Annotated in this window: 25 protein-coding genes; 18 read left to right on the top strand and 7 right to left on the bottom strand. The window is 50.0% G+C overall.

Features of this window, described 5'->3' with window-relative positions:
• Nucleotides 1-69: 69 nt before the first annotated feature.
• Complete coding sequence (locus OGX95_RS23050) at nt 70-261, top strand: hypothetical protein (RefSeq protein ID WP_502872784.1); 192 nt, start codon at nt 70-72, stop codon at nt 259-261.
• A 96-nt stretch (nt 262-357) separates the two neighbouring features.
• On the opposite strand, the gene OGX95_RS17850 is transcribed toward OGX95_RS23050, so the two are convergent.
• Nucleotides 358-720 carry a hypothetical protein gene (locus OGX95_RS17850; RefSeq protein ID WP_286630419.1) on the bottom strand — a complete coding sequence of 121 codons (363 nt, stop codon included), beginning with the start codon at nt 718-720 and terminating at the stop codon, nt 358-360.
• Nucleotides 721-995: 275 nt separating this feature from the next.
• Here OGX95_RS17850 and OGX95_RS17845 point away from each other — a divergent pair, with 275 nt between their 5' ends.
• The 14 genes from OGX95_RS17845 (at nt 996) to ldtE (ending at nt 16,243) form a co-directional block, all read left to right on the top strand.
• A complete protein-coding gene (locus OGX95_RS17845) occupies nt 996-1,877 on the top strand; it encodes a hypothetical protein (protein ID WP_286630418.1) in 882 nt (293 codons plus the stop codon).
• Nucleotides 1,878-2,377: 500 nt separating this feature from the next.
• The gene (gene fdnG / locus OGX95_RS17840; RefSeq protein ID WP_286630417.1) at nt 2,378-5,428 is read left to right on the top strand and encodes a formate dehydrogenase-N subunit alpha; all 3,051 of its coding nucleotides are present in this window, start codon (nt 2,378-2,380) and stop codon (nt 5,426-5,428) included.
• 11 nt (nt 5,429-5,439) lie between these two features.
• Nucleotides 5,440-6,321, top strand: coding sequence for a formate dehydrogenase subunit beta (gene fdxH, locus OGX95_RS17835; RefSeq protein WP_286630416.1), 882 nt, complete (start codon nt 5,440-5,442; stop codon nt 6,319-6,321).
• The gene (gene fdnI / locus OGX95_RS17830; protein ID WP_058669333.1) at nt 6,314-6,964 is read left to right on the top strand and encodes a formate dehydrogenase-N subunit gamma; all 651 of its coding nucleotides are present in this window, start codon (nt 6,314-6,316) and stop codon (nt 6,962-6,964) included. The genes fdxH and fdnI overlap by 8 nt, the downstream gene beginning before the upstream one ends.
• Nucleotides 6,965-7,471: 507 nt before the next feature.
• Complete coding sequence (locus tag OGX95_RS17825) at nt 7,472-7,786, top strand: hypothetical protein (protein ID WP_286630415.1); 315 nt, start codon at nt 7,472-7,474, stop codon at nt 7,784-7,786.
• Complete coding sequence (locus OGX95_RS17820; RefSeq protein WP_286630414.1) at nt 7,783-8,580, top strand: GPW/gp25 family protein; 798 nt, start codon at nt 7,783-7,785, stop codon at nt 8,578-8,580. The genes OGX95_RS17825 and OGX95_RS17820 overlap by 4 nt, the downstream gene beginning before the upstream one ends.
• A gap of 509 nt (nt 8,581-9,089) precedes the next feature.
• The gene (locus OGX95_RS17815; RefSeq protein ID WP_286630413.1) at nt 9,090-9,230 is read left to right on the top strand and encodes a hypothetical protein; all 141 of its coding nucleotides are present in this window, start codon (nt 9,090-9,092) and stop codon (nt 9,228-9,230) included.
• Nucleotides 9,231-9,595: 365 nt separating this feature from the next.
• Nucleotides 9,596-9,964 (top strand): Fe-S cluster assembly scaffold SufA, encoded by a 369-nt coding sequence (sufA, locus tag OGX95_RS17810; protein WP_005120243.1) that lies wholly within the window; start codon nt 9,596-9,598, stop codon nt 9,962-9,964.
• Nucleotides 9,965-9,972: 8 nt separating this feature from the next.
• On the top strand, nt 9,973-11,460 hold the full coding sequence (gene sufB / locus OGX95_RS17805; protein WP_286630412.1) for a Fe-S cluster assembly protein SufB: 1,488 nt from the start codon (nt 9,973-9,975) through the stop codon (nt 11,458-11,460).
• A 16-nt stretch (nt 11,461-11,476) separates the two neighbouring features.
• Nucleotides 11,477-12,223 (top strand): Fe-S cluster assembly ATPase SufC, encoded by a 747-nt coding sequence (gene sufC, locus OGX95_RS17800; protein ID WP_286630411.1) that lies wholly within the window; start codon nt 11,477-11,479, stop codon nt 12,221-12,223.
• Nucleotides 12,198-13,469, top strand: a complete 1,272-nt coding sequence (sufD, locus tag OGX95_RS17795) for a Fe-S cluster assembly protein SufD (protein WP_286630410.1) — start codon at nt 12,198-12,200, stop codon at nt 13,467-13,469. Before sufC ends, sufD begins: the two co-directional genes overlap by 26 nt.
• Complete coding sequence (sufS, locus tag OGX95_RS17790; RefSeq protein WP_286630409.1) at nt 13,466-14,686, top strand: cysteine desulfurase SufS; 1,221 nt, start codon at nt 13,466-13,468, stop codon at nt 14,684-14,686. Before sufD ends, sufS begins: the two co-directional genes overlap by 4 nt.
• A gap of 12 nt (nt 14,687-14,698) precedes the next feature.
• Entirely contained in the window at nt 14,699-15,115 is a 417-nt protein-coding gene (gene sufE / locus OGX95_RS17785; protein WP_271440786.1) for a cysteine desulfuration protein SufE, read from the top strand.
• A gap of 123 nt (nt 15,116-15,238) precedes the next feature.
• Nucleotides 15,239-16,243, top strand: coding sequence for a L,D-transpeptidase LdtE (ldtE, locus tag OGX95_RS17780; protein WP_286630429.1), 1,005 nt, complete (start codon nt 15,239-15,241; stop codon nt 16,241-16,243).
• Between the two features lie 67 nt (nt 16,244-16,310).
• On the opposite strand, the gene lpp is transcribed toward ldtE, so the two are convergent.
• From lpp to ynhH, 3 genes are all read right to left on the bottom strand, one after another.
• Nucleotides 16,311-16,547 (bottom strand): murein lipoprotein Lpp, encoded by a 237-nt coding sequence (gene lpp, locus OGX95_RS17775; RefSeq protein WP_003029373.1) that lies wholly within the window; start codon nt 16,545-16,547, stop codon nt 16,311-16,313.
• 308 nt (nt 16,548-16,855) lie between these two features.
• Nucleotides 16,856-18,268 (bottom strand): pyruvate kinase PykF, encoded by a 1,413-nt coding sequence (gene pykF / locus OGX95_RS17770; RefSeq protein ID WP_137383325.1) that lies wholly within the window; start codon nt 18,266-18,268, stop codon nt 16,856-16,858.
• A gap of 7 nt (nt 18,269-18,275) precedes the next feature.
• Nucleotides 18,276-18,470: a protein YnhH gene (gene ynhH / locus OGX95_RS17765; RefSeq protein ID WP_245163452.1), complete on the bottom strand. Its 195-nt coding sequence runs from the start codon at nt 18,468-18,470 to the stop codon at nt 18,276-18,278.
• A gap of 376 nt (nt 18,471-18,846) precedes the next feature.
• Between ynhH and OGX95_RS17760 the strand changes: the two genes are divergently transcribed.
• The 3 genes from OGX95_RS17760 to OGX95_RS17750 are packed head-to-tail and all read left to right on the top strand — an operon-like array spanning nt 18,847 to nt 21,364.
• Nucleotides 18,847-19,869 carry a methionine ABC transporter ATP-binding protein gene (locus OGX95_RS17760; RefSeq protein WP_286630408.1) on the top strand — a complete coding sequence of 341 codons (1,023 nt, stop codon included), beginning with the start codon at nt 18,847-18,849 and terminating at the stop codon, nt 19,867-19,869.
• Complete coding sequence (locus tag OGX95_RS17755; RefSeq protein WP_286630407.1) at nt 19,862-20,530, top strand: methionine ABC transporter permease; 669 nt, start codon at nt 19,862-19,864, stop codon at nt 20,528-20,530. Before OGX95_RS17760 ends, OGX95_RS17755 begins: the two co-directional genes overlap by 8 nt.
• A gap of 21 nt (nt 20,531-20,551) precedes the next feature.
• The gene (locus tag OGX95_RS17750) at nt 20,552-21,364 is read left to right on the top strand and encodes a MetQ/NlpA family ABC transporter substrate-binding protein (RefSeq protein WP_286630406.1); all 813 of its coding nucleotides are present in this window, start codon (nt 20,552-20,554) and stop codon (nt 21,362-21,364) included.
• A gap of 77 nt (nt 21,365-21,441) precedes the next feature.
• Here the strand turns inward: OGX95_RS17750 and ttrA are convergent, their stop codons facing one another.
• The 3 genes from ttrA to ttrB are packed head-to-tail and all read right to left on the bottom strand — an operon-like array spanning nt 21,442 to nt 26,260.
• Complete coding sequence (gene ttrA / locus OGX95_RS17745; RefSeq protein WP_286630405.1) at nt 21,442-24,507, bottom strand: tetrathionate reductase subunit TtrA; 3,066 nt, start codon at nt 24,505-24,507, stop codon at nt 21,442-21,444.
• Complete coding sequence (gene ttrC / locus OGX95_RS17740) at nt 24,500-25,525, bottom strand: tetrathionate reductase subunit TtrC (protein WP_286630404.1); 1,026 nt, start codon at nt 25,523-25,525, stop codon at nt 24,500-24,502. The genes ttrA and ttrC overlap by 8 nt, the downstream gene beginning before the upstream one ends.
• Nucleotides 25,526-26,260: a tetrathionate reductase subunit TtrB gene (gene ttrB / locus OGX95_RS17735; protein ID WP_353655431.1), complete on the bottom strand. Its 735-nt coding sequence runs from the start codon at nt 26,258-26,260 to the stop codon at nt 25,526-25,528.
• Nucleotides 26,261-26,390 lie beyond the last annotated feature (130 nt).

The following is a 26,390-nucleotide window of genomic DNA, read 5'->3' as shown; positions in this document are numbered from 1 at the left end:
TTCACTCTCTAACGGATATGTTATTTTTTATGCATTAAGAGCGAGTAGTAGGATGCTGCTGGGGAGAACATGGATTCAACGAACGACGAAGAAAAACGCATAGAATTTGAAAAATTCATCATTGAAAGGTTTGGTGATGCAGTTGATCTCCGTAGGGCGAAACATGGCAATAACGGATATATATCATGGGAAGCGGCTGTAGCATGGATTGTCTGGCATGAGCACTCATCCCGTCATGAGACAACCTCCGCCAGGAACTGAATTAGTATGGCGGTGCCCGGAGCGTCCTGTCATTCACTATGGATTTCTGCTTATTGGGTTTAGTTTAAACGTGTCGACTCAGCATCTCTGTTCTGGCTAATTAGGACAAAGTCCCGTCGGGGCTTTTTTCGGACCGCACGCCGCAAAGCCATACACTTTATATCCCTTTTCTTCCATGCAGCTCAGGATGTGATCGCGCCTGGTATTAAAACTCTCAAATGTCTCTCCAGGTTCTATTCCATTCAGACTCCAGTTAGCTCCGTCAAGGTTTGCCTTTGGGTTAACACCGCAGGCATACAGATCGACTTTACGTTGTGCAACATTGGTTAAGCCAGAAGCCTCCGGCTTCTGGAATACCTGGACCCAGGGGACATAGTCGTAATTGGATGAGTCCATATCGGCGACCACGCAGCCTGTTAACATCACTACACTCACTAATACCACCCTGTTGATCTTCATAATTGCTCCCTAACCTAAAGTCGTCATCGGATATCAAGTAAACACAATCTTATAAGGGTAGGCAACTTTCTATTCTGGCTCGAAGAGGACAGGCAATCTATGCTGAAGATCGGCTGTGAGCGAAGTATAGTCATTCTTGAACAAAGCATTGTGTCGGATTACAGTGAGATCATTGATTTATAAGTGAGTCGAATCAGAACAGTAGCCAATGAAACAAAAACTTCGCAAACGTAATCAAATCTGGATAACTGATCGGTTCATGAGGACAACAAATAATGTCATTCAATAATAAAAAACTGTTAATTACTCTCTTATCCCTCTGCACATTTCAGACTTATGCAGCACAATGCACTGCGGAAACCTTAGCTAAAAACAAACTGAACAACTTCATCCTTCTGAGCGAGCCGACAAGAACTGAAATTCCTAAATCTGTATCAATCACTATTGATAGTCCTGACGGGTATCTCCGCACATCGGTTCAAAGCAACTTCAGTCAATGCGGTGAATTAATTGGCGGCCGTATGAAAGAGGTCAAAACCTCAACAGGCCAGAAAGCAGTTTTCACGGCAACCTCTGAAATTCAGTTGAATAAAACGGAATTTGGCTGGCGCATCCAGGTGGACTCAAACGGCGTCATAGCCGATAAAAACAGTCAGAAAACCACGCAGGCATATCGGCAGACTCTTGAGGGAATGTACCTGCTTAACGATAAAGGAATTATCAGCCGTGCAGTTAATCGTTCGGTTATCGCGGCCACAAAACCAGAAGATAAAGACAAAACCGTAGTGGGCACAATCGACTACGCCTTCAATTCATCAGGATTACTGGCAAGCGCGGCAAGCAAAGGAAGTATGGCGATAGATAATAATACGATTGTATATAGTTATGATGACAATCATCGCCTGATCAAAACCCAATCACCCTCAACCATAGAAGAGTATGGCTATGATAACGAGGGCCGTGAGTTGACCCTGAGCAAGACCCAGACGTATTTCACCATCGAAAAAAATCTGACCACCTGCGAGGAGTGGAACTCACATGGAGAATGCACACATGCCAATATAGATATCACAATCACCCCAACTGATCGGACAGGTAAACAGTATGTAGACAAACATAACGCAGTAATGACGGCGAAATATGAATACTGGAACTGACCATTTGTAAGTATCCCTGCAAAACGAACCATCAACTTTTAGGGCGTCTCTGGCACTCCAACTTCCGCTCCTGGCAAATAGCAGCCTTCAGCTCCATTATAAGGTGCCAGGGAGGCGGAGGTTCAAATCTTCTCGTGCGACCAAAATTCCCCTTAAGAACCAGCCTGTTATGCTGGTTTTTTATGCGAGGTATTGTTGCGGTAACACCGGGGGTATTATCCCGACGCGAATCGATGTCAGATCACCGGGCAATTATCATTACTCCTACGGTTGATGAAGTATGTCACGATGCCTAATAGTTCGACACCATCCAGCGCCAACCCTTCTAGCGCTTCTCCATCATCAGATATCAGTTCAACTCTTTACCTGGCAATCCCCCTCGAGATCAAAAAAACAATATTTCATCATGTCAATAACCACTAAAAGTTAATGGTTTATCATTCGATTTAACCTTACAATAACCGAACTTTTTCATGTCTTAAGTTTAAGCTGGAGAAAAAATGGAGCTCAGCCGGAGGCAGTTCTTTCGAATCTGCGCGGGTGGTATGGCAGGAACAACTGTTGCATCTCTCGGATTCTTATCATCTTTTTCCGTTCATGCGGAAACACGTCAGTACAAACTCTTAAAAGCAAAAGAGACTCGTAATAACTGTACTTATTGCTCAGTAGGTTGCGGCATGCTGATGTACAGTCTTGGCGATACAGCTAAAAACGTCAAAGAAAGCATCTACCACATTGAAGGTGATCCTGATCATCCGGTCAGCCGCGGTTCTTTGTGTCCGAAAGGTGCTGGCGTGTTGGATTATATTCACAGTGAAACACGCCTGCAGTATCCCGAATATCGCGCCCCTGGTTCTGATAAATGGGAACGTATCAGTTGGGATGATGCCATCAACCGTATCGCGCGGTTAATGAAGGATGATCGCGATGCTAATTTCATCGAGAAAAATGCGCAGGGTGTGACCGTCAATCGCTGGACGACCACAGGCATGCTGTGTTCTTCGGCAGCCAGCAATGAAACCGGTATCCTCGACGACAAATTTACCCGTAGCCTGGGGATGGTCGCCATCGACTGCCAGGCTCGTCTGTGCCATGGTCCAACCGTTTCTGCGCTGGCACCAACGTTTGGTCGTGGCGCAATGACCAACAACTGGGTGGATATTAAAAACGCCAACGTGGTGCTGATTATGGGCGGCAACGCGGCTGAAGCTCACCCAGTTGGTTTTAAATGGGTGGTTGAAGCACAGACCAAAAATGACGCCACCGTTGTGGTGGTCGACCCACGTTTTAACCGTAGCGCCGCTGTTGCCGATCTCTATGCACCGATCCGTGCGGGTTCGGATACCGCGTTCCTGCTGGGTGTCATTCGGTATCTGCTGAAACACAAACGCGTACAGTACGAATACGTACTCCATTACACCAATGCTGCTCTACTGATCCGCGAAGACTATCAGTTCAATGACGGATTATTCAGCGGCTATGACCCTAAAAAACGGCAATATGATAAATCGAGTTGGTTCTATCAGCTTGATGAGCAGGAAAATGCCCTGCGTGATGAAACGCTGAGTCATCCCCGCTGTGTCTGGAATTTACTCAAAACTCATGTCGATCGTTACACCCCGGAAATGGTGAGTCGCCTGTGCGGAACATCGGTGGAGGACTTCAACCGTATTTGCGACATTCTCGCCAGTACCAGCGTACCTGACCGCACCGCGACTATTCTGTACGCGTTGGGCTGGACACACCATTCTGCCGGGGCGCAGATCATTCGTGCGGCCGGAATGCTGCAACTGCTATTGGGCAATATCGGTATGGCTGGCGGTGGCGTAAACGCCCTGCGTGGCCACTCAAACATTCAGGGCTATACTGACCTTGGCTTGCTGTCGACCAACCTCCCCGGGTATATGCCGCTGCCTTCCGAAAAACAGCCGGACTATCAGACCTATATCTCGCAAATTACCCCACCTGCGTTGGGCGTAAATGAAGTGAACTATTGGCAGAATACGCCGAAGTTCTTTGTCAGCATGATGAAAAGCTTCTGGGGTGATCATGCAACTGCGGAAAATAGCTGGGGTTATGACTGGCTGCCTAAATGGGATCGTCTTTATGACGTGATGACTCAGGCCGAGCTGATGCTGGAAGGCAAAATAAACGGCTACATCGTTCAGGGTTTCAATCCACTGGCTGCATTTCCCGATAAAAACAAATCGTCCCGCGCACTTTCGAAGCTGAAGTATATGGTGGTTATCGATCCACTGGTTACCGAATCATCTAACTTCTGGCAGCACCACGGCGAAATGAACGAGGTTAAACCGGAAGATATCCAGACAGAAGTGTTCCGCCTGCCGTCATCCTGTTTTGCAGAAGAGAACGGTTCAATTGCTAACTCTGGACGATGGTTACAGTGGCATTGGGCCGCAGCCGAACCGCCGGGTGAGGCGTTGCATGATGGCAAAATTCTCGGCCGTCTGTTTATGCGTCTGCGTGAGCTATACCAACAGGAAGGCGGTGCGAATCCAGAACCGCTTATGAGCATCAACTGGAACTATAAAGACCCGTATGACCCACATCCGGAAGAAATCGCCCGCGAAGCCAACGGAATAGCGCTGGCAGACCTCTACGATGATAAAGGGCAATTGATCGCGAAGAAAGGTCAACAATTGAGCAGCTTTGCTCAGCTTCGTGATGATGGCTCGACCAGCAGCTTCTGTTGGGTCTACTGTGGAAGCTGGACCGAGCAAGGTAACCAAATGGCCAATCGCGATAACAGCGATCCGTATGGTCTGGGCTGTACGCCAGGTTGGGCATGGTCCTGGCCGGCAAATCGCCGAATTCTCTACAACCGCGCTTCAGCTGACCCTGCCGGCAAGCCATGGGATGTCAAACGGGCCCTTCTACACTGGGACGGTAATAAATGGACCGGAATGGATGTGGCGGACTACAGTCAGGCCGCTCCGGGCAGTAACGTTGGGCCCTTTATCATGAATCCGGAAGGTGTCGCACGTCTGTTTTCGCTCGACAAAATGAACGACGGGCCATTCCCGGAACATTACGAACCCATTGAATCACCTATTGGTACCAACCCGCTTCATCCGGATGTTGTTTCCAGTCCGGTTGTGCGCATCTACCCTGGAGATATCGCTAATATGGGCAAATCCGACATTTTCCCATACGTCGCGACCACGTACTCGATTACCGAGCTATTCCGTCACTGGACTAAACATGCTCTTCTGAACGCCATCGCCCAACCTGATCAGTTCGTCGAAATTGGCGAAGCGCTGGCGAGCAAGAAGGGGATTACGGCAGGCGACACAGTGAAGGTCATGTCCAAACGTGGTTTTATCAAAGCGAAAGCCGTTGTAACCAAACGCCTGCAAACGCTGACAATTGACGGCAGGCAGGTGGATACAATTGGGATCCCATGCCACTGGGGATTTGAAGGGGCTACACGCAAAGGGTTCCTCGCTAACACGCTGACGCCATCCGTCGGCGATGCCAACTCACAAACACCAGAATACAAAGCATTCCTGGTTAACATTGAGCGAGCGTAAGGGAGGATCTAATGGCTATGCAATCACAAGATATTATTAAACGCTCTGCAACCAACAATATTACTCCACCGCCGCATGCACGGGATTTTCGTGCCGAAGTGGCAAAACTCATTGATGTCACGACCTGTATTGGCTGCAAGGGCTGTCAGGTAGCCTGCTCCGAATGGAACGACATCCGCGATGACGTCGGATATTGCACCGGGGTATATGACAACCCTACAGATCTCAGTGCCAAATCCTGGACTGTGATGCGTTTTAGCGAAACCACCCAGAATGAGAAGCTGGAATGGTTGATCCGCAAAGATGGCTGCATGCACTGCGCGGATCCTGGCTGTCTTAAAGCATGTCCGTCTGCAGGAGCAATCATCCAGTACGCCAACGGTATCGTCGATTTCCAGTCTGAGCACTGTATCGGTTGTGGTTACTGTATTGCCGGTTGCCCGTTTAATGTCCCACGGCTGAACCCTGAAGATAATCGTGTCTATAAATGCACGCTCTGTGTGGACAGGATCAGCGTCGGCCAGGAACCAGCCTGTGTGAAAACCTGCCCGACAGGTGCCATCCAGTTTGGCACCAAGAAAGAGATGCTGAACGTAGCGGAAACCCGTGCAACACAACTAAAAAAACGCGGATACACCAACGCGGGTGTGTACAACCCGCAAGGTGTGGGCGGTACTCATGTGATGTATGTTTTGCACCATGCCGATCAGCCGGAACTTTACCATAACTTACCGAACGATCCGCATATTGCTACCCCGGTGAATCTATGGAAAGGGATCCTCAAACCGCTTTCCGCTGCTGGATTTATCGCTACCTTTGCTGGGCTGATTTACCACTATGTAGGGATTGGGCCCAACAAAGAGACAGATGATGAGGAAAACGCTCATGAGTAAAAGCAAAATGATCCTGAGAACGAAGTTCATTGATCGTGCCTGTCACTGGACAGTAGTAATCAGTTTCTTTCTGGTAGCGCTTTCTGGTATCGCTCTGTTCTTCCCTACTCTGCAATGGTTGACCGAAACCTTTGGTACACCGCAGATGGGAAGGATATTGCATCCCTTCTTCGGCGTGCTGATCTTCGTCGTACTGATGTTTATGTTCGTCCGTTTTGTCCATCACAATATCCCTGATAAACAAGATATTCCATGGATTAAAGGTATTGTCGAGGTACTGAAAGGAAATGAACATAAAGTCGCGGATGTCGGGAAATATAATGCCGGACAGAAAATGATGTTCTGGAGCATCATGAGCCTGATCTTTGTACTACTGGTGACGGGTGTCATTATCTGGCGACCTTACTTTACCCATTATTTTCCAATCGTCGTCGTTCGCTGGAGTTTATTGATTCACGCAACTGCGGCTATCGTGCTGATCCACGCTATTTTGATTCATATGTATATGGCGTTCTGGGTGAAAGGCTCCATCACCGGCATGATCGAAGGAAAAGTCAGTCGACGGTGGGCTAAGAAACATCATCCTCGCTGGTATCGTGATGTTGAAGCGGCTGAAAAAGAAGTACAAGAAAAGACCAAATAACATCCATGAATCTCAGGTTCTCGTATACGACAGAAAGGTAAAAATAAGCTCAACCCTGAACATAAAAATGTGATTAACACTGTAGCGTCAGTCATTACTCTGGCGCTATTTTTTTCACTGGTTTTTCCCATTTTTTCTCAACGGTATGTGTCACTATCAACAGGAAGGGTTACTTCTTGAATAATAGCCGAGAGATAGGGATTTTAACCTCGGTAGACTTGTACCTAACCCGGTTTTCGATACCGAATTTATTGTCAACACGTTAACTTTCCGTGCTGGTGTATCCGCAATATTACACTTATTATAAATCAATGAGTTACGAGTTTACCCATACTTAATAAACCAAAATTTTCTGAGCTTAAACCTGTGCTTCATAGTTACAGTCGGGAGATATGTGCGGAAGATTTTCCCGATCAATCATGTCAGCTAAGAGCGAGAAGCAGACAGGGGCCGTTGGTTGTTGTATAACGATTTTATTTAGATTGGCAGTGTGATGAGAAAGGAAAGATGGGCAAAGAAAACAGAGATGATTTTTCTTCCAAGACTAAGCAAGCTTTAGCAGCAAGAGCGAATTTTAGATGTTCTTTTACAGGCTGCGCCCAGATTACATGTGGACCCAGTCATGAGTCTGGTTCTGCGGTGAATAACACCGGCGTTGCTTCTCATATTTATGCTGCAGCTCCTGGTGGCAGGCGATACAGAAGTGATATGACCTCTGAAGAACGTTCCGATATCACTAATGGTATTTGGTTATGCGTAACCCATTCTGTAATGATTGATAGAGATGAAGTAATATTTACTCCGATGTATCATTTCAAATGAAAGAGGAACATGAACGTAAGATTCAACATGAACATTTAAAGTTACCGGAAGAAGCCAAATCCGAGTTGTTTAGGTTAGGTAGTCAATTAATTTTTACTGGAGAATTATTATCAGTTGAACCCACCTCATGGAATATAAAACTTGATGAATACATTTCTGGTGATAAGTTTGACATTTTAAATGTGATAAATTGCTTCGAGGATCTTACTAATGAAGGGAAATGTATAATTTCAGAATCACTTAGTGATGCCCGTTTACTCACAATTCCCCCTAGAATAGTTTTTACATCTGCTGGCCTAATTTTAGAGTTAAAAGTATCACCAAGAACCAAACGAATTAGTGGTCATAACCTTGGGAGTGATTTGGCTTTAGATGATACTGGTGATCTTCTTATTGAAAACGGTGATATTAAGATCATTTCAGGCATAGATAGACTATCACAGCATCTCATGTTTTGCCTATCAACGCAGAAAGGAGAAGTTTACGGACAGCCTCAAATTGGAGTAAACCTTTTTGAATATTATAATTTGTTCAAGTGCACTACTTGGCTTGAGCGGATTTTAAAACTTGAGGTGATTTATCATTCGGCTTTAGGCACAGAAAACCATTTGCCGGTGGAAAGACAAACCACTCTTGAGTGTATTGATCGAGTAGAAGATTTTTATGTGGTCAGTGACATTTTAGATAAAGATTTTTTTACTGTCTTTATCAGTGTGCAGGTAAAAGATTATGGGCTTTGGGAAGGTGAAGTAAAAATCTATCTTGATAAAAATGCTAAATTGCTATCGATTTGACCGACTAACCTCATAGATTGATAAACATACATATAAATTTACGCCAAAGTCTGTAATTGGCACAGGGCTGCTGTTGCTGCCCTGACAACCTTAGACTTCAATCGATTCAGAGATCTCAAACACCATGTCAATTTCAATGCCCAAATTGTGAACGGAGCTTCACAGGTTCTTGTAACCAGATAGTCGTGTGCATGGCTAAAAGGTCTATGTCCGCTCTTGGCACTAACCAGCCCCATTGCGATTGAAAAATATGAATGAAAGTTGGATAACGCTTTGCCTCATGGTTACACAGTTGCTCATTGATGAGGCGTTAGTGAGGGAGAATCTCTCGGGGTTATGCCAGCAGAAACAAATGGCGGCTTAATAAAACACTGCTAATTCAACCCGCTACGGCTGGTTTTCTTTTTTTACTCCTGACAGAAAATTAACAATTTGTGCTCTTAAAACGTTGATCATTTCCGTGCACAGGAATTCTGTATAAAAACACAGTATGTGCAATGGAGGCCATTATGAAAGTTGAATTAACCATTGATCGCATGAAAGAACTTCCTCTTCAAACATTTCCTGAACAGTACGGCTTATCTGCTTTTTCTCATGCTTGCGTTATTTTTTGGGGGCAGATTTGGGGGCAAAATGGCATTTGGGTGTAATTAAGGGCATTAAAAAGCCCGTAAATGTCTGCACCTGACCGCATAGTAAAAAAGCTAAGCCACTGATTATGTTGTAATTGCATGATTTGATTAAACTTTTAAAAGCTATCGCATAAATAGACATTATCTATACATCTTTTAGCGTTTGACCTGCCGGAACGATTACGCATTCATAATCTATTATTAATCAATGTATTGAACAAAAAAATCCATCCCTGTTAACCCTCGCCGCAGGGTCTATGCTTAATAAAAGTCGTCAAAAAGGGCGGTTAACCCGAATGCCCCTGCTGTTGAGGGGTTGAAGTGATAATCATTATCACTAACATGGTGTTATAGCGTGAAAGCTAATGACTCGAGGTAACCCTATGGAATTGCATTCAGGAACATTTAATCCCAACGATTTTGCGTGGCGCGGGCTGACGTTAACGCCAGCGGCAGCGGCGCATATTCGGGAACTGGTGGCAAGGCAACCCGATATGTTGGGCGTGCGGTTAGGCGTGAAACAAACCGGGTGCGCGGGATTCGGTTATGTGCTGGACACCGTCAAGCAACCTGAGAAAGACGATCTGCTATTTGAAACAGAGGGCGCCAGACTTTATGTCCCGTTACAGGCGATGCCGTTTATCGATGGAACTGAAGTCGATTTCGTTCGTGAAGGATTAAATCAGTTATTTAAATTTCATAACCCGAAAGCCCAGAACGAATGTGGCTGTGGCGAAAGTTTTGGGGTATAGGCGGTACTATGTCTCGTAACACTGAAGCAACTGACGATGTCAACACCTGGGCTGGCGGGCACCTCAACTACAAAGAGGGGTTCTTTACCCAACTCAAAACTGATGAACTGGCCAAAGGGATCAACGAAGAGGTTGTACGGGCAATTTCGGCAAAACGAAATGAACCCGACTGGATGCTGGAATTCCGTCTGAATGCGTTTAAAGCGTGGCTGACGATGGAAGAACCACACTGGCTAAAAGCGCACTATGACAAACTGAACTATCAGGATTACAGCTATTACTCTGCACCTTCTTGCGGCAACTGTGATGAAACCTGCGCCTCTGAGCCGGGAGCAGTTCAGCAAACGGGCGCGAATGCGTTTTTAAGCAAAGAGGTTGAAGACGCGTTCGAGCAGCTTGGCGTACCGGTCCGTGAAGGCAAAGAAGTGGCGGTGGATGCCATTTTCGATTCGGTGTCAGTCGCAACGACCTACCGCGATAAGCTGGCGGAACAAGGTATTATTTTCTGCTCGTTCGGCGAGGCCATCCACGATCATCCCGAACTGGTAAAAAAATACCTCGGTACCGTCGTCCCGGGGAATGACAATTTCTTTGCCGCGCTGAATGCGGCGGTGGCATCGGACGGCACGTTTATTTATGTGCCGAAAGGTGTGCGTTGCCCAATGGAACTGTCTACCTATTTCCGTATTAATGCAGAAAAAACCGGACAGTTTGAACGCACAATTCTGGTGGCGGATGAGGGGAGTTACGTCAGCTATATCGAAGGTTGTTCGGCCCCGGTACGTGACAGTTACCAGCTACATGCGGCAGTGGTGGAAGTGATCATCCACAAAGATGCTGAAGTGAAATACTCGACGGTGCAAAACTGGTTCCCAGGCGATGGCAATACCGGCGGCATTCTGAACTTCGTGACCAAACGTGCGCTGTGTGAAGGTGAAAACAGCAAAATGTCATGGACGCAGTCAGAGACCGGTTCAGCCATTACCTGGAAATACCCGAGCTGTATTCTGCGCGGTGATAATTCGATCGGTGAATTCTATTCCGTTGCGCTGACCAGCGGGCATCAGCAGGCTGATACCGGCACCAAAATGATTCACATCGGCAAGAACACGAAATCGACCATTATCTCGAAAGGGATTTCCGCCGGACATAGCCAGAACAGCTATCGTGGCTTAGTGAAAATTATGCCTACCGCCACTAACGCCCGTAACTACACCCAATGTGACTCCATGTTGATTGGTGCGGACTGTGGGGCGCATACCTTCCCGTATGTTGAGTGTCGTAACAACAGCGCTCAGCTTGAACACGAAGCGACGACCTCGCGCATTGGTGAAGACCAACTGTTCTACTGCCTGCAACGAGGCATCAGCGAAGAAGATGCTATCTCAATGATCGTCAATGGCTTCTGTAAAGACGTGTTCTCTGAGCTGCCGCTGGAATTCGCTGTGGAAGCGCAAAAACTTCTCGCCATAAGTCTTGAACACAGCGTCGGCTAAAATTTAAGGAAAGCACATGTTAAGCATTAAAGATTTACAGGTCAGTGTGGAAGAAAAGGCGATCCTGCGTGGGCTGAGTCTTGAGATTCGCCCCGGGGAAGTTCACGCCATTATGGGGCCGAACGGTTCCGGGAAAAGCACGTTGTCTGCGACACTCGCCGGACGAGAAGATTATGAAGTCACTGGCGGGACGGTTGAATTTAACGGTAAGAACTTGCTGGAACTGTCACCGGAAGACCGGGCCGGTGAAGGTATCTTTATGGCGTTTCAGTATCCAGTGGAGATCCCCGGCGTCAGCAATCAGTTTTTCCTGCAAACGGCACTGAATGCCGTGCGCAGTTACCGTGGCGAAGAGTCGCTGGACAGGTTTGACTTCCAGGACCTGATGGAAGAGAAGATTGCGTTGCTGAAGATGCCGGCAGATTTGCTCACCCGCTCCGTGAATGTGGGTTTCTCCGGTGGTGAGAAAAAACGTAATGACATTCTGCAAATGGCGGTACTGGAACCACAGCTGTGCATTCTTGATGAGTCTGACTCTGGTCTGGATATCGATGCGCTGAAAATCGTGGCAGATGGCGTGAACGCATTGCGTGACGGAAAGCGTTCGTTTGTTATTGTCACCCACTACCAGCGAATCCTCGACTATATCAAACCCGATTACGTCCACGTTCTCTACCAGGGGCGCATTGTGAAGTCTGGTGATTTTACGCTGGTTAAACAGCTGGAGGAGCAAGGGTATGGCTGGCTCAGTGAACAGCAGTAACGTGCTCCAGCAGTGGCATCATCTGTTTGAAGCGCAGGGTGAGCGTCGCTCACAGCATGCGCAACAACACCTGCAACAGATGTTGCGTCTGGGGTTGCCGACGCGTAAACATGAGGACTGGAAATATACGCCGCTGGAAGGGTTAACCAACAGCCAGTTTGTCAGTCGTTTTTCTGCAATAACTTCAGCACAGTGCGACGCACTGAGCTGCGCTATTGATGCCCTACGTCTGGTGTTTGTTGACGGTCAGTTTTGCGAGGCGCTTAGCGACAGCATTGACGGCAGCGGCTTTGACATTACCGTTGATGATGCGCATCAGGCACTTCCTGCGGCTATCCAGCCAGAGGTGTTTCTGCATCTGACCGAAAGCCTCTCACGCAGCGTCACCCGCATTCAGGTTAAACGTCATCAACATCCGGCGAAACCGCTGCTGTTGATGCACATCACCCAGGGAGTGGCGGGTGATGAGGTGAATACTGCGCACTATCGCCACCATCTTGAACTGGCTGAAGGCGCAGAAGCTACCGTCATTGAGCACTATGTTAGCCTGAATGCGCATCGACATTTTACCGGTGCACGCTTAACGATGAACGTGGCGGCAAATGCGCATCTGCACCATATCAAACTGGCGTTTGAGAATCCGGTTAGCCACCATTTCGCGCATAATGATATCCAGTTAGGGGCAGATGCGACGGCGGTGAGCTACAGCTTCTTACTCGGTGGTGCGGTATTACGCCATAACACCAGTACCCAGCTTAATGGGGAGAACAGCACGCTGCGCCTTAACAGCCTGGCGATGCCGGTGAAAAATGAGGTTTGCGATACCCGAACCTGGCTTGCACACCATAAAGGGTACTGCAACAGCCGCCAGCTACATAAAACGATTGTCAGCGATAAAGGCCGTGCGGTGTTTAATGGCCTGATTAACGTGGCGCAGCATGCCATTAAAACTGACGGTCAGATGACGAACAATAATTTACTGCTCGGTAAACTGGCAGAAGTGGATACCAAGCCGCAACTGGAAATCTACGCTGATGACGTGAAATGCAGCCACGGGGCGACGGTAGGGCGGATCGATGATGAACAGATGTTCTATCTGCGTTCGCGTGGGATTGGCCAGCAGGATGCCCAACAGATGATTCTCTACGCGTTTGCCGCTGAGCTGACGGAAGCCCTGAGCGATGAAACGCTGAAACAACAGGTACTGGCGCGGATAGCCCAACGTCTGCCGGGAGGCGTAGCATGACATTTCCCATTGAAAAAGTACGGGCGGACTTTCCGGTCCTGACGCGTGAGGTCAACGGCTTACCGCTGGCTTATCTGGACAGCGCCGCCAGCGCGCAAAAGCCCAACCAGGTGATTGATGCCGAGGCTGAGTTTTATCGGCATGGCTATGCGGCAGTCCATCGGGGTATTCATACGCTCAGCGCCCAGGCTACGGAGAAAATGGAGAATGTCCGCAAGCTGGCGTCATTGTTTATTAACGCGCGTTCAGCCGAAGAGCTGGTGTTTGTCCGCGGTACGACGGAGGGCATCAACCTGGTGGCGAACAGCTGGGGAACCAGCAACGTACGGGCTGGGGATAACATCATCATCAGTGAAATGGAACACCACGCCAATATTGTCCCCTGGCAGATGCTGTGCGCCCGTGTAGGTGCGGAACTGCGAGTTATCCCACTGAATGCCGACGGGACGTTGCAACTGGAAAGGTTGCCGACGCTGTTTGATGACCGTACTCAACTGCTGGCCATTACTCACGTATCGAATGTCCTGGGCACGGAAAACCCACTGCCGGAAATGATCGCGCTGGCGCATCAGTACGGCGCAAAAGTGCTGGTAGATGGCGCACAGGCGGTCATGCACCACCCGGTGGATGTGCAGGCACTGGATTGTGACTTTTATGTTTTCTCCGGACATAAGCTTTATGGACCCACCGGCATTGGCGTGCTGTATGCCAGAGAATCGCTGCTGCAGGAAATGCCGCCGTGGGAAGGCGGTGGCTCGATGATAGCAACCGTCAGTCTGAGCCAGGGAACGACGTGGGCCAAAGCCCCCTGGCGTTTTGAAGCCGGAACGCCGAACACCGGAGGGATTATCGGTCTGGGTGCGGCCATTGAATATGTTAGCGCGCTGGGGCTGACAGAAATCAGTGAATATGAGCAGTTCATGATGCGCTATGCGTTGGAGCAATTGGCGGAGGTCCCTGATTTGACGCTCTACGGCCCGGAGAATCGTTTAGGCGTGATCGCCTTTAACCTGGGCAAACATCACGCGTATGACGTCGGTAGCTTTCTTGATAACTATGGAATTGCCGTTCGCACGGGACATCACTGCGCTATGCCGTTGATGGCTTATTATAACGTTCCCGCTATGTGCCGGGCTTCCATTGCCATGTATAACACCCATGAAGAAGTGGATCGCCTGGTGACGGGACTCAAGCGTATTCATCACTTGTTGGGATAACAGGGAGGCATTATGGCTGCGCTACCGGATAAAGAAAAACTGTTGCGTAATTTTCTGCGTTGCGCTAATTGGGAAGAGAAATACCTGTACATCATTGAACTGGGTCAGCGGCTGCCGGAATTAAATGCCGACGATCGCTGCCCGGAAAATAGCATTCAGGGATGTCAAAGTCAGGTATGGATTGTTATGCGGCAGAATGCTGAAGGTATTATTGAATTACAGGGCGACAGTGATGCGGCAATTGTGAAAGGACTTATCGCCGTCGTTTTCATTTTGTATGACCGGATGACGGCTCAGGATATTGTGAATTTTGATGTGCGTCCGTGGTTCGAAAAAATGGCGCTCGCACAGCATCTCACACCTTCACGTTCACAGGGACTGGAAGCGATGATACGGGCGATCCGCACCAAAGCCGCAACTCTTAGCTAAACTGATAAAACACGTCATCTTTCAGGCTGACTGGAATGATTCCGTGAAAGGCACCGCAATGACTCGTAGGCCGGATCGGACGCTTGCCGTCATCCGGCAATAACGCCAGGGGGGTGAGTGAGTATGAAACGCGCGTCTATTATTACGTTAATGCTGATTGGCGCTTACAGCGCTATACAGACCGCTTGGGCGGTCGATTATCCGTTGCCTCCGGCGAATAGCCGTCTTGTTGGGCAAAATCAAACATACACCGTGCAGGAAGGTGATAAGAATCTCCAGGCGATAGCCCGGCGTTTTGACACCGCTGCAATGCTGATCCTTGAAGCAAATAACACCATAGCCCCCGTACCCAGGCCTGGAACCCTGATCACCATTCCCTCGCAATTATTGCTACCGGATGTGCCACGCGAAGGCATTATTGTGAATCTTGCGGAACTGCGTTTGTATTACTTCCCGCCGGGAGAAAATATGGTTCAGGTATTCCCCATTGGCATTGGTTTGCAGGGGCTGGAAACACCGGTGATGGAAACTCGTGTTGGGCAAAAAATACCCAATCCGACCTGGACGCCTACACCGGGCATCCGTAAGCGCTCTCTGGAGCGCGGCATAACATTACCGCCGGTAGTGCCTGCGGGGCCAAATAACCCGTTAGGACGCTTTGCATTGCGTCTGGCGCATGGAAATGGTGAATACCTTATCCATGGGACCAGTGCTCCTGACAGTGTTGGTCTGCGCGTAAGCTCTGGATGTATCCGTATGAACGCGCCGGATATCAAAGCGTTGTTCGAGCAGGTGCGACCCGGTACGCCTGTCAGAGTGATCAACGAGCCGATAAAGTACGCCGTTGAGCCAAATGGTATGCGCTATGTTGAGGTGCACAGGCCGTTGTCGCCGGAAGAGGAACAAAACGTTCAGACCATGCCCTATGTATTACCGGTAGGTTTTAATCAGTTCAAAGAGAATAAGGCCGTCGATAACAGTCTGGTTGAGAGAGCACTGTATCGCCGTGCGGGTTATCCCGTGACCGTAAGTGCCGGGCAGACACCTGTTGTTGCCAATGGACCCGAAGTGAAGTCAGCGCAGAACGGTGCACCAGGGGAGAATGCGCAGATGCGCACAACGCAGTAACAGGGAAGGAAATAACGGGCAAAAAAAATGGCGCACAATGTGCGCCATTTTTATTACACAGATACTATTACTTGCGGTATTTAGTAGCTGCGTTGTCCAGACGCTGGTTAGCGCGAGCTGCGTCATCTTTAGCAGCCTGAACGTCGGAACGCATTGCGTTCACGTCGTTGCTCAGCTGGTCAACTTTAGCGTTCAGAGTCTGAACGTCAGAAGACAGCTGATCGATTTTAGCGTTGCTGGAGCAACCTGCCAGCAGAGTAGAACCCAGGATTACCGCGCCCAGTACCAGTTTAGTACGATTCATTATTAATACCCTCTAGATTGAGTTAATCTCCATGTAGCGTTACAAGTATTACACAAAGTTTTTTATGTTGAGAATATTTTTTTGATGGGAATGCACTTATTTTTGATCGTTCGCTCAAAGAAGCATCGAATTGTGCAAAAACAGCTAAAAACCCGAGAGAAAACAGAAAGCTTCCATCGGATTCATCTTAGATAATCTCGGATTAGATAGTGAAATCCGATTTGATTTTTTTATTCATAGTGGCTATCAAAAAAATAAAAAAGCGCCGCAAGGGCGCTTTTTAAGCAAATTAATTCGCGATGGAATTATTACAGCACGTGAACAGATGCCGTATTGGTCGTGCCGCTCGGAACCAGTGCGCCGGAAACCATAACAACGACGTCACCTTTCTGTGCCAGACCGCTTTCAAGAGCCACTTCTTTGCCCAGACGGTAGAAATCATCAGTAGAGGTGATTTCTTTGACAACCTGTGCAACGACACCTTTGCTCAGCACCAGTTGGCGAGCGGTCGTTTCATTGGTTGTCAGCGCCAGGATGGTGGCATCCGGGAAGTATTTACGCACCGCACGTGCAGATTTACCGCCCTGGGTTGCCACGACGATCAGCGGAGCATCCAGTTTTTCTGCAGTTTCAACAGCACCACGGCACACCGCTTCAGTGATGCGCAGTTTACGGCTGTCATTATTGAAGTCCAGGCGGCTGGTCATCACACGGTCGGTACGTTCGCAGATGGTGGCCATGATGGTCACAGCTTCCAGCGGGTATTTACCTTTCGCGGATTCACCAGACAGCATAACGGCATCGGTGCCATCGAGAATGGCGTTCGCAACGTCGCCGGCTTCAGCGCGGGTCGGACGTGGGTTTTTGATCATGGAATCCAGCATCTGGGTCGCAGTGATAACGACCTTACGTGCACGGATACATTTCTCGATGATCATCTTCTGCGCGAAGATAACCTCTTCAACCGGGATCTCAACGCCCATGTCGCCGCGAGCAACCATGATGCCGTCGGACGCTTCGAGGATTTCGTCGAAGTTGTTCAGGCCTTCCTGGTTTTCAATCTTAGAGATGATCTGGATGTTTTCGCCGCCGTGTGCTTTCAGGTGCTCACGGATTTCAACGACGTCAGAACGTTTACGGATAAAGGATGCTGCAACGAAGTCAACGCCTTGCTCACAACCGAAGATCAGATCCTGTTTGTCTTTTTCAGCCAGTGCTGGCAGGGCAATGGAAACGCCTGGCAGGTTAACGCCTTTGTTTTCGCCCAGATCGCCGTTGTTCAGCACTTTACAGATAACTTTGTTACCTTCAATAGCGGTAACTTCCATGCCAATCAGGCCATCATCAACCAGTACGGTGTTGCCGACAGACAGGTCTTTAGTGAAGCCTTCGTAGGTAACAGCAACAATTTCGTTGTTGCCCACAACAGATTTGTCGGTAGTGAAAGTGAAGGTCTGGCCGGCTTTCAGAGAAACGTCGTTACCGCCTTCCAGCTTAATGGTACGGATTTCCGGACCTTTGGTGTCGAGCAGAATAGCGGCTTTTTTACCGGTTTTGCTCATGACGTTGCGCAAATTCTTGATGCGCTGACCGTGTTCTGCATAATCACCGTGGGAGAAGTTCAGACGCATGACGTTCATGCCCGCGTCCAGCATTTTGGATAACATCTCTTCGGATTCGGTTTTTGGGCCGATGGTGCAAACAATTTTCGTCTTTTTCATGACAGTCTTAGTCTTTAAGTTGAGAAGGATATGGAAATCTGGCTTCCATCGCGCACGGATGGAAAGCTAAACCGGAGTTACGAAAGTTGTGATGCCTCGCTCTAAGAATAGGTGACATCGATAAAGCGTGCAGAGGAATGTGTGCTTGCGTTTCAGCCCAACGGGATGGTGAGTTTTGTAGTCGTTGAGTTTTACAGGTCAATGTGCTGAAACCATTCAAGAGACAATTGGCGCGCATTATACGCTGAAAATTATCAAAAAGGAAAATGGAAACAGCGTTTCAAAAGAGTTCTGTGCAGTTTCACAGGAAATATTCACTAATTTGTTCATCGGTATGGATAAAGAGGTTGTCCACCGTCGAGGTTTGTTGCGCAACAACCTGCATTGGTCCTCTCAGTTGAATGTTATTCGGTCATCCCGGCTCGAATGTCTTCATATTTCTAAAAGTTATATCAAATTCGTTTTAATTCATTTTAAAACATCATCTCGCTGATTACACTCATTTGGACATCCATACTGCTAAACAGCCAAAAGCACTAGCAGAATAACAACGAAGCAGCAGCTGATACCCAAACGACATGATTGTCCTGAAAAATATTTCGAAAGTGTTTACGCCAGGCAGGCTTTCCATTACCGCTGTCGATGATGTCAACCTGACGGTTGAGCAGGGGCAGATTTACGGGATCATTGGCTACAGTGGTGCAGGGAAGAGCACCTTGATTCGTCTGCTGAATGGTCTTGAGAAGCCCACGTCCGGCAGCGTGACCATTAACGGCCACGATATTTCTGCCGCACGTGGGGAATCGCTGCGGCAGGCACGGTTGAAAATCAGCATGGTGTTTCAGCACTTTAATTTACTGTGGTCACGCACCGTCAGTGAAAATATCGCTTTCTCTATGCAAATTGCTGGTGCGCCGAAAGCGATGATTAAGGCGCGAGTGGCTGAGCTGATTACTCTTGTCGGTCTGAGCGGTCGCGAAAATGCGTATCCATCGCAGCTTAGCGGCGGCCAAAAGCAGCGTGTAGGGATTGCCCGCGCGCTGGCGAATAATCCTGATGTACTGCTCTGTGACGAGGCGACGTCAGCTCTTGATCCGCAAACTACCGATCAGATTCTGGAGTTACTGCTCGATATTAACCGTCGCTTCAAATTGACCATTGTGTTGATCACTCACGAGATGCATGTGGTGCGCAAAATCTGCGACCGCGTCGCGGTGATGGAAAACGGCAAGGTGGTTGAAGAGGGCGATGTACTGACTGTCTTTACCCATCCACAGCAGCCGATTACCCGACAGTTTGTCCGGCAGGTGAGCCAATACACCGAAGAGGAGGCGTTTAATCCGCAATTGGCAAGCGAACTGGGCGGTGTCGTGATCAAGTTAACCTTTACCGGGCAGCGCACTCACCGACCGGTTGTTGGCGAATTAACCCTGCGTTATGGCCTGCCGTTTAACATTTTGCACGGCAAGATGACGCAAACTGCGCATGGCGTGTTCGGTCAGCTATGGGTGCATGTCGTGGCCAGCGAAGAACAACTTAACAATATTCTGGCCGACCTGCGCCACAGCGACATTGAAGGCGAGGTGATTCAACATGCCTGAAGATCTGTTTCCCCACCTGAAGTGGGACCAACTGCTGGCAGCGACCCAGGAAACGCTCTATATGACGGCATTTTCTGGCGCAGCAACGTTTGTCCTTGGGATTGCACTCGGGCTGGCGCTGTTCCTGACCGCTCGCGGTGGACTATTCCAGAACCGCGCCTTGTATAGCGCGATCTCGCTGGTGGTTAATATTTTCCGCTCGATCCCGTTCATCATTCTGATCGTGTTGCTAATACCTTTTACCAAAACGATCGTTGGCACCATTCTCGGTGCGAATGCCGCGTTGCCCGCGTTGATTGTGGGGGCTGCACCTTTTTACGCACGCCTGGTCGAAATCGCCCTGCGTGAAGTAGATAAAGGCGTTATTGAAGCGACGCGCTCGATGGGCGCACGTCTGACTACGCTTGTTTTTCGGGTTTTACTGCCGGAATCCTCACCCGCTCTGGTGTCCGGGATCACCGTGACGCTGATTGCACTGGTTAGCTACAGCGCGATGGCAGGGGTGATTGGTGCCGGTGGTTTAGGGAACCTGGCTTATCTGGAAGGATTCCAGCGCAACCACAGCGACGTCACGCTGGTGGCGACGGTAACGATTCTGCTCATCGTCTTCATCATTCAGCTTTGCGGCGATGTGATCACCTCTCTGTTAGATAAACGCTAATAAAATACGGAAACCATCATCATGAAAAAATCACTGACATTACTCGCAGCAGCAACCTTAAGCGCCCTGAGCTTTGCTTCATGGGCTGATACGCTGACCGTTGGCGCGTCAAACGTACCCCATGCGGAGATCCTTGAGCAGGCCAGGCCGATTCTGGCGAAGCAAGGGATAGACCTGGAGATTAAACCATTCCAGGACTACATTCTGCCGAACACCGCCCTGGCGGGTCGTGAGATTGATGCAAACTATTTTCAGCATATCCCGTACCTGAATAGCGTGATTAAAGATCATGCTGGCGACAAATCCTACGATTTCGTCAGCGCAGGGGCGATTCATATCGAGCCGATTGGTATCTATTCGAAAAAGGTGAAGTCACTAAAGGATTTGCCGGAAGGTGGCAAGGTGATCATGCGTGATGCGGTATCTGAAGAAGGTCGTATTCTGTCGATTTTTGAAAAAGAGGGCGTGATCAAGCTGAAGCCGGGTGTGGATAAAGTGACGGCGCGCATTAGCGACATCGTAGAGAACCCGAAAAAGCTGAAGTTCTTACCTAACGTTGAAGCGGCGCTGTTACCGCAGATGTATAACAATGAAGAAGGGGATGCGGTTGTGATTAACGCCAACTACGCAATCGACGCCGGGCTGGATCCGGTGAAAGATCCGATTGCCGTAGAAAGCGGTGAAAACAACCCGTATGCCAATATCATTACCGTTCATCGCGGTGATGAGAAGAAAAAGGATATCGTGGCACTGGTTGATGTGCTGCACTCAAAAGAGATCCAGGACTGGATCCGCACCAAATATAAAGGCGCGGTTATTCCGGTTAATAACTGATCCGTTTTTGCCTTACCCGGCCTACGTTGTCCTGTAGGCCGGGTAACACGCCTTAGCGTTGCCATCCGGCACCCGCGTTACACTCGTTCAAGCCTCGCTGGCAATCCCTGACGCACGGCGGCTCCTGAAACCCAATCCAGCCAGGTGTTGGCAACCTTTCGTGTCGGATCCGCAAAACCCAGATCGTTGATATTGATTCCCGACTTTATCTTTTTATCAAACGGCATCGGCTCACCGTCTAGCGTATGCTGCGCAGCGCCCATCTCCTTATGTCCATAGCCATGCTCAATCGCGATTACCCCTGGCATCACGCCATGCAGTAAGCTGATTTGCGCTTCAACCTGCCCACCCGGCGTGGTGATGCGAACGGTATCACCGTGAGATAAACCATAGCGCTTGCCGTCCTGTGGGTTAAGCGCCACCAGATTGACCGGCTTAAGATGATGCAGCCGAGGGATCACGGCCGACGCGCTGGACATGGTATTCGATTTAAATGAAATCAACTTCAGCGGCCATTCCTGCTCAGGGAATAGTTCCTCTACTGAACGCCCGTCAGAAAGCCGCGAAGGATACCAGGCCGGACAGCCGCTGTAGCGTTCGCCGGTAATCGCATGACGGTGTGCAGCGACATCCGCATTCCATATTTGCAACGGTTTTTCCCACGCATTGCCGACGCGGTTATCGACCCGACCACTGTTGTCTGGTGCAAAACGGCCACCGCGCGAATAGATAAACGCCACGCGACTCACCTCATCGGCTTTTAACGTTTGGGTCATTACCGGCAAGATTCGTTGCACCCCGGTCAGTGCGATATCATCTTCCCGTGCCTCTGCAACCGGCGCTTTGCCCATAAAGGCAATGTTGGCGGCAAGTCGCAGATAATAATCTTCGGCGCGGTTAAGCGGATACGGGTTGCCCTGCGGGTCGGTAATGGCATTGTCACCAAAACCGGGGAGGCCAATGCGTTTTGCCACCGCGATGCAGAAAGCCTCCATCGAGACGGGTTGACCGTCAGCGGTCTGACGGGTAGCAGGCCTGACCACAGGCCAGCGGGCGGTGGTGGCTTTACTGGCGACACCGGCCCATGGGGCGCTGAATCCCCAGCTTTCAAAGTTATGCGTGTCCGGTACAATGTAATCCGCAAGCGCGGTTGTCTCGTTCATGAACGCATCAATAGCGATAAACAGCGGCAAACGCGCAGGGTCTTTTAGCTTTTCTTCTGCCACACCGCGTAAGCCCGCAATCCCATAAAACGGGTTGGTCATGTTGGAGATCCAGGCCTTTAGCGGATACGGATAACCTTCCAGTGCTGAGACCAGTAATTCGGTAAGCTGGCCTGCGACAAACGGATACCAGGGGGCTTTGGCCGGGAAGGGCGATTGCCCGGCGGCGACTTTGTTGCGGTATTCTTCGGAAGACTCATAGGCTGTCTTGCTGCGGGCGATGCTCAGACCTTTAGGTTTCACCTTCCCGGCAAAGCTGTCCATATTGTAGCGCGGGCCGTCAGTTGCACCGTTGAACTTACCGCCGCCGACGAACACGCCGCCTTCGAGGCTCAGGTTCCCGATCAACGCATTGAGCATCATCACCGACCAGGCATTATAAAAACCGTTACCTGCCATCATCCCGCCGTGGGTGATCACTGCCGCTTTCCGTCCGTGACGAGTGAACGCATCGGCCAGCGCGCCAATGTCTGCCTCAGAAACGCCACACTGCTGGCTGTATTGCGCCATTGACAGTTTCTCAGCGGACGCTTTCAGACACTGGAAGCCACTTTTTACCGTGACGGTTTGCCCCCCGGCCAGCGTGACTTCACGGGAGATGAACAGCTGGGCACGTTGGCAACTGCTGGCGGCGACGATCTCGCCGGCTTCGTTAATGACTGTTGGTTCGTCGGCGCCGTCTGCGCGTAAATGCGCCAGCGTTAAATGCTGACCGGCGAGCGTTGGAATTTCATCGGTAATGACCAGATGGGTGGCGTTGGTCCAGCTTTTTTCCCCGGCCTGCTTCATGGCCTGTACGTCAGGAATAGCCAGGTAATCAGCGTTATAGCGCTGCTTTTCGATTATCCAGCGGATCATCCCCATTGCCAGTGCGGAGTCCGTCCCTGGGCGTACGGGCTGCCAGTGCCCACGATCGTCGGCAAGCACAGTCGTTAGCGGTAGGGCTGGTGCGACCACAACATAGCGGAAGTCATCACGTAAACGGGCACTGGCGAGCTGGCGAGCCTGGCGCTTAAACGGGTTGCCGGATTGTGCTGGAGACGTCCCCATAAACAACGCAAATTCGACATTATCCCAGTCGGGTTTTACGTGGGTATTTTTATCCAGATCGCCCATCAACGCGCCAGATCCGGCGCGATAAGCCAGACCACAGTACGCCCCATGTGCACCAAAGTTTTTGCTGCCGAAACTGTTCAGGGCAAAGCGACGCAAAAATGTATCGCGTCCTTCATCACTGGTATTGGTGACCAGTAGCTGATTGGATTTTGGGCCGAAACCGGGGTGTCGGGCATCAATCGGCGTATCGGGATCGTGGATCGCTCGCAGACCGTCAACGTGGCCTTCGCCAAACAGATCGCCACCTTCCACCACTTCTTTGATCAGTTGCTCAAAGCTGATGCGCTGCCATTTGCCTTCCCCACGTTTACCCACGCGTTTCATTGGATCCAGAATACGCAGTGGGCTGTACAGGCCCTCAAGTAACGTTGCACCGCGAGCACAGGCGGTGGAGCGGGCATCGAGGCCGGTTTCACCCGCCAGTTGTTCCATCGCGGTGGCAAAGGGAACCGAGGAGTCAATGTGGTGTTCGTGAGATAGCGGATGGTACGGGTTGCCCGCAATACGCAACACTTTGCCTTGTTCGTTATCAACACGGACACGCACGCCACATTGCGTCCAGCAGCCGAAACACTGCGTCATGGAGATCACCTGCTGTGGGTTCTGCTGCCAGCGCGGTTGGGCATGTGCTTCGGGGATAAGGGCGTTACCAAAGATACGGTCGCGGGTAATTTTGCCCGAGGTTCCGTCAAGTAAACCATCAATCGCACGCTTTGCCACATCCCGATAACTCAGACCAAAAGTTACCATGCCACCGACGGCAAGACCGACTTTAAGCCACTGACGACGAGTTAAATTAGCCATGTTGCATTCTCCTTGCGATCGCGTTCAGGGCTTCACGAACCATAATGATCAGTGCGACCCACAGGCCAAAAGTGCCAAGAATAGCCAGCCAGCCATCAGTGCCACCGGGCAGGGTATAGGGGTTAAACTGGGCGTTATATTTCGGCACGGTCTGTACCTGAATGAGTAATGTCCAGCGCATCAGCCAGCACAATGCCATTGCACTTATTGCCAGCAAAATACGTAATGGCAGTGATAACGGATGGCGTAACACCAGGGCGCAAAGGCCCAGTGAGGTAACCCAAAGTGCAATCCAACCGATGGCGTAATGCCGCGCAGAAGTCGCTACATCCAGCCACTGGCGAATCGCTGACCCCGATAGCGTGTCGCCACTTGCCCACATCACCACTACGATAGCCAGTGCGCACAGCGTGACTATCTGTCCCCATGCCAGTTTGCGCGGTAATGTTGTCCCTGCGTTTTTCACCGTGGCGATAAGCAGGGCAAGGAACGTTTGCAGGGCACTGAGGAACATCGCTACCGGGAAGGCGTAGCTGAACCAGATCGGACGCGCCTCGACAATAGAGACCTCGCGACCGGTATAGACCAACAGTCCAATGGCCGACAGCGCACTTCCCACGGCTAACCATTTTGTGACGCTGTAACTTTTCGCGGTTAATCGCTTAACCTGCTGTGCGATAAACCATAACCCTAAAAACCCGGTGAACAGCGGTAAAAATAGCGCCCCCCACGGCATCCATGACCACGGTGTCGGCCAGGCATAGAAATGCCAGACGCGTGCCGTCTGGTGTAAATCAGCCGTCAGTGCCAACGGTGCGGTAATCGCGCAGGTCAGGGCGACCAGCAGCGTGAGGTTTTCTAACTCCGGCCTCTCCTTTTTGCGCCAGTGGAGCACGCAGGCAAACAGTGCGGCGCAGGCGGCAATGCCGATAAAAAAGAAATATTGCACCGCCCAGGGTAACCAGCTTACGTCCTGTGGATGCGTCAGAACCTCTTCGATAATCAGGGTAGGGTTCATTTAAACCTCCTGCCAAAGCGCGGGCTGGGCACGCCCAATTAATGGTGTTACAAAGGCCTCATCCAGGCCCAGATAGAACACGTGCGGTGAGGTGCCATTTTCGGGTTTCAGGACCTTGATGGCGTCATGATGTTGATGCAGCATTTGAGAAATCCGGCTGTGTGGATCTTTGATATCACCGATGATGCGCGCGCCACCAACGCACGACTCGACGCAGGCCGGGAGCAGGCCCGCTTCCAGTCGATGAACGCAAAAAGTGCATTTATCGGCGGTTTGCGTTTCATGGTTGATAAACCGTGCATCGTATGGGCAGGCCTGCACACAGTAGGCGCAGCCAACACAGCGTGTGTTGTCGACAACCACAATGCCATCTTCGCGCTGAAAGGTGGCCTGCACCGGACACACCGGCACGCAAGGGGGGTTATCACAATGGTTGCACAGGCGCGGCAGCAGGACGTTGGTGACGCTTTGCTGGCCTTCAAGTTGCACCTGATACTGATTAACGTTGGTACGAAACTCACCTTGCGGCGTCTGGTTTTCAATCGCGCAACTCACGGTGCAGGCCTGGCAGCCGATACACCGACGCAGATCGACCAGCATGCCATAGCGGTGCTGGGGCGATCCTTCATGCCGTTCAGGCGAAAAAGGAAACTGGGCCTGTGCCAGGGGAACCAGTGATGCGCCAGCGGTCAGGACGCCAAGTTGCTGGAGAAACTGCCGTTTACTGCTGTCCATATTTTCTCCCGTCACGATGCAACAACGAAACATTGGTCACGCCGTTGATTTGCGTGTGATGAATAAAGAATCTCAATGATTTACAGTGTAAAAATCGTGGCGGGGGTAGCTCTATTGTGGTTAACCACAT

It is taken from the genome of Citrobacter sp. Cu233, assembly GCF_030332225.1.
Taxonomy (GTDB): domain Bacteria; phylum Pseudomonadota; class Gammaproteobacteria; order Enterobacterales; family Enterobacteriaceae; genus Citrobacter.
The sequence above is the reverse complement of the archived record's forward strand: the minus strand, read 5'-3'. Positions and strand labels throughout refer to the sequence as shown.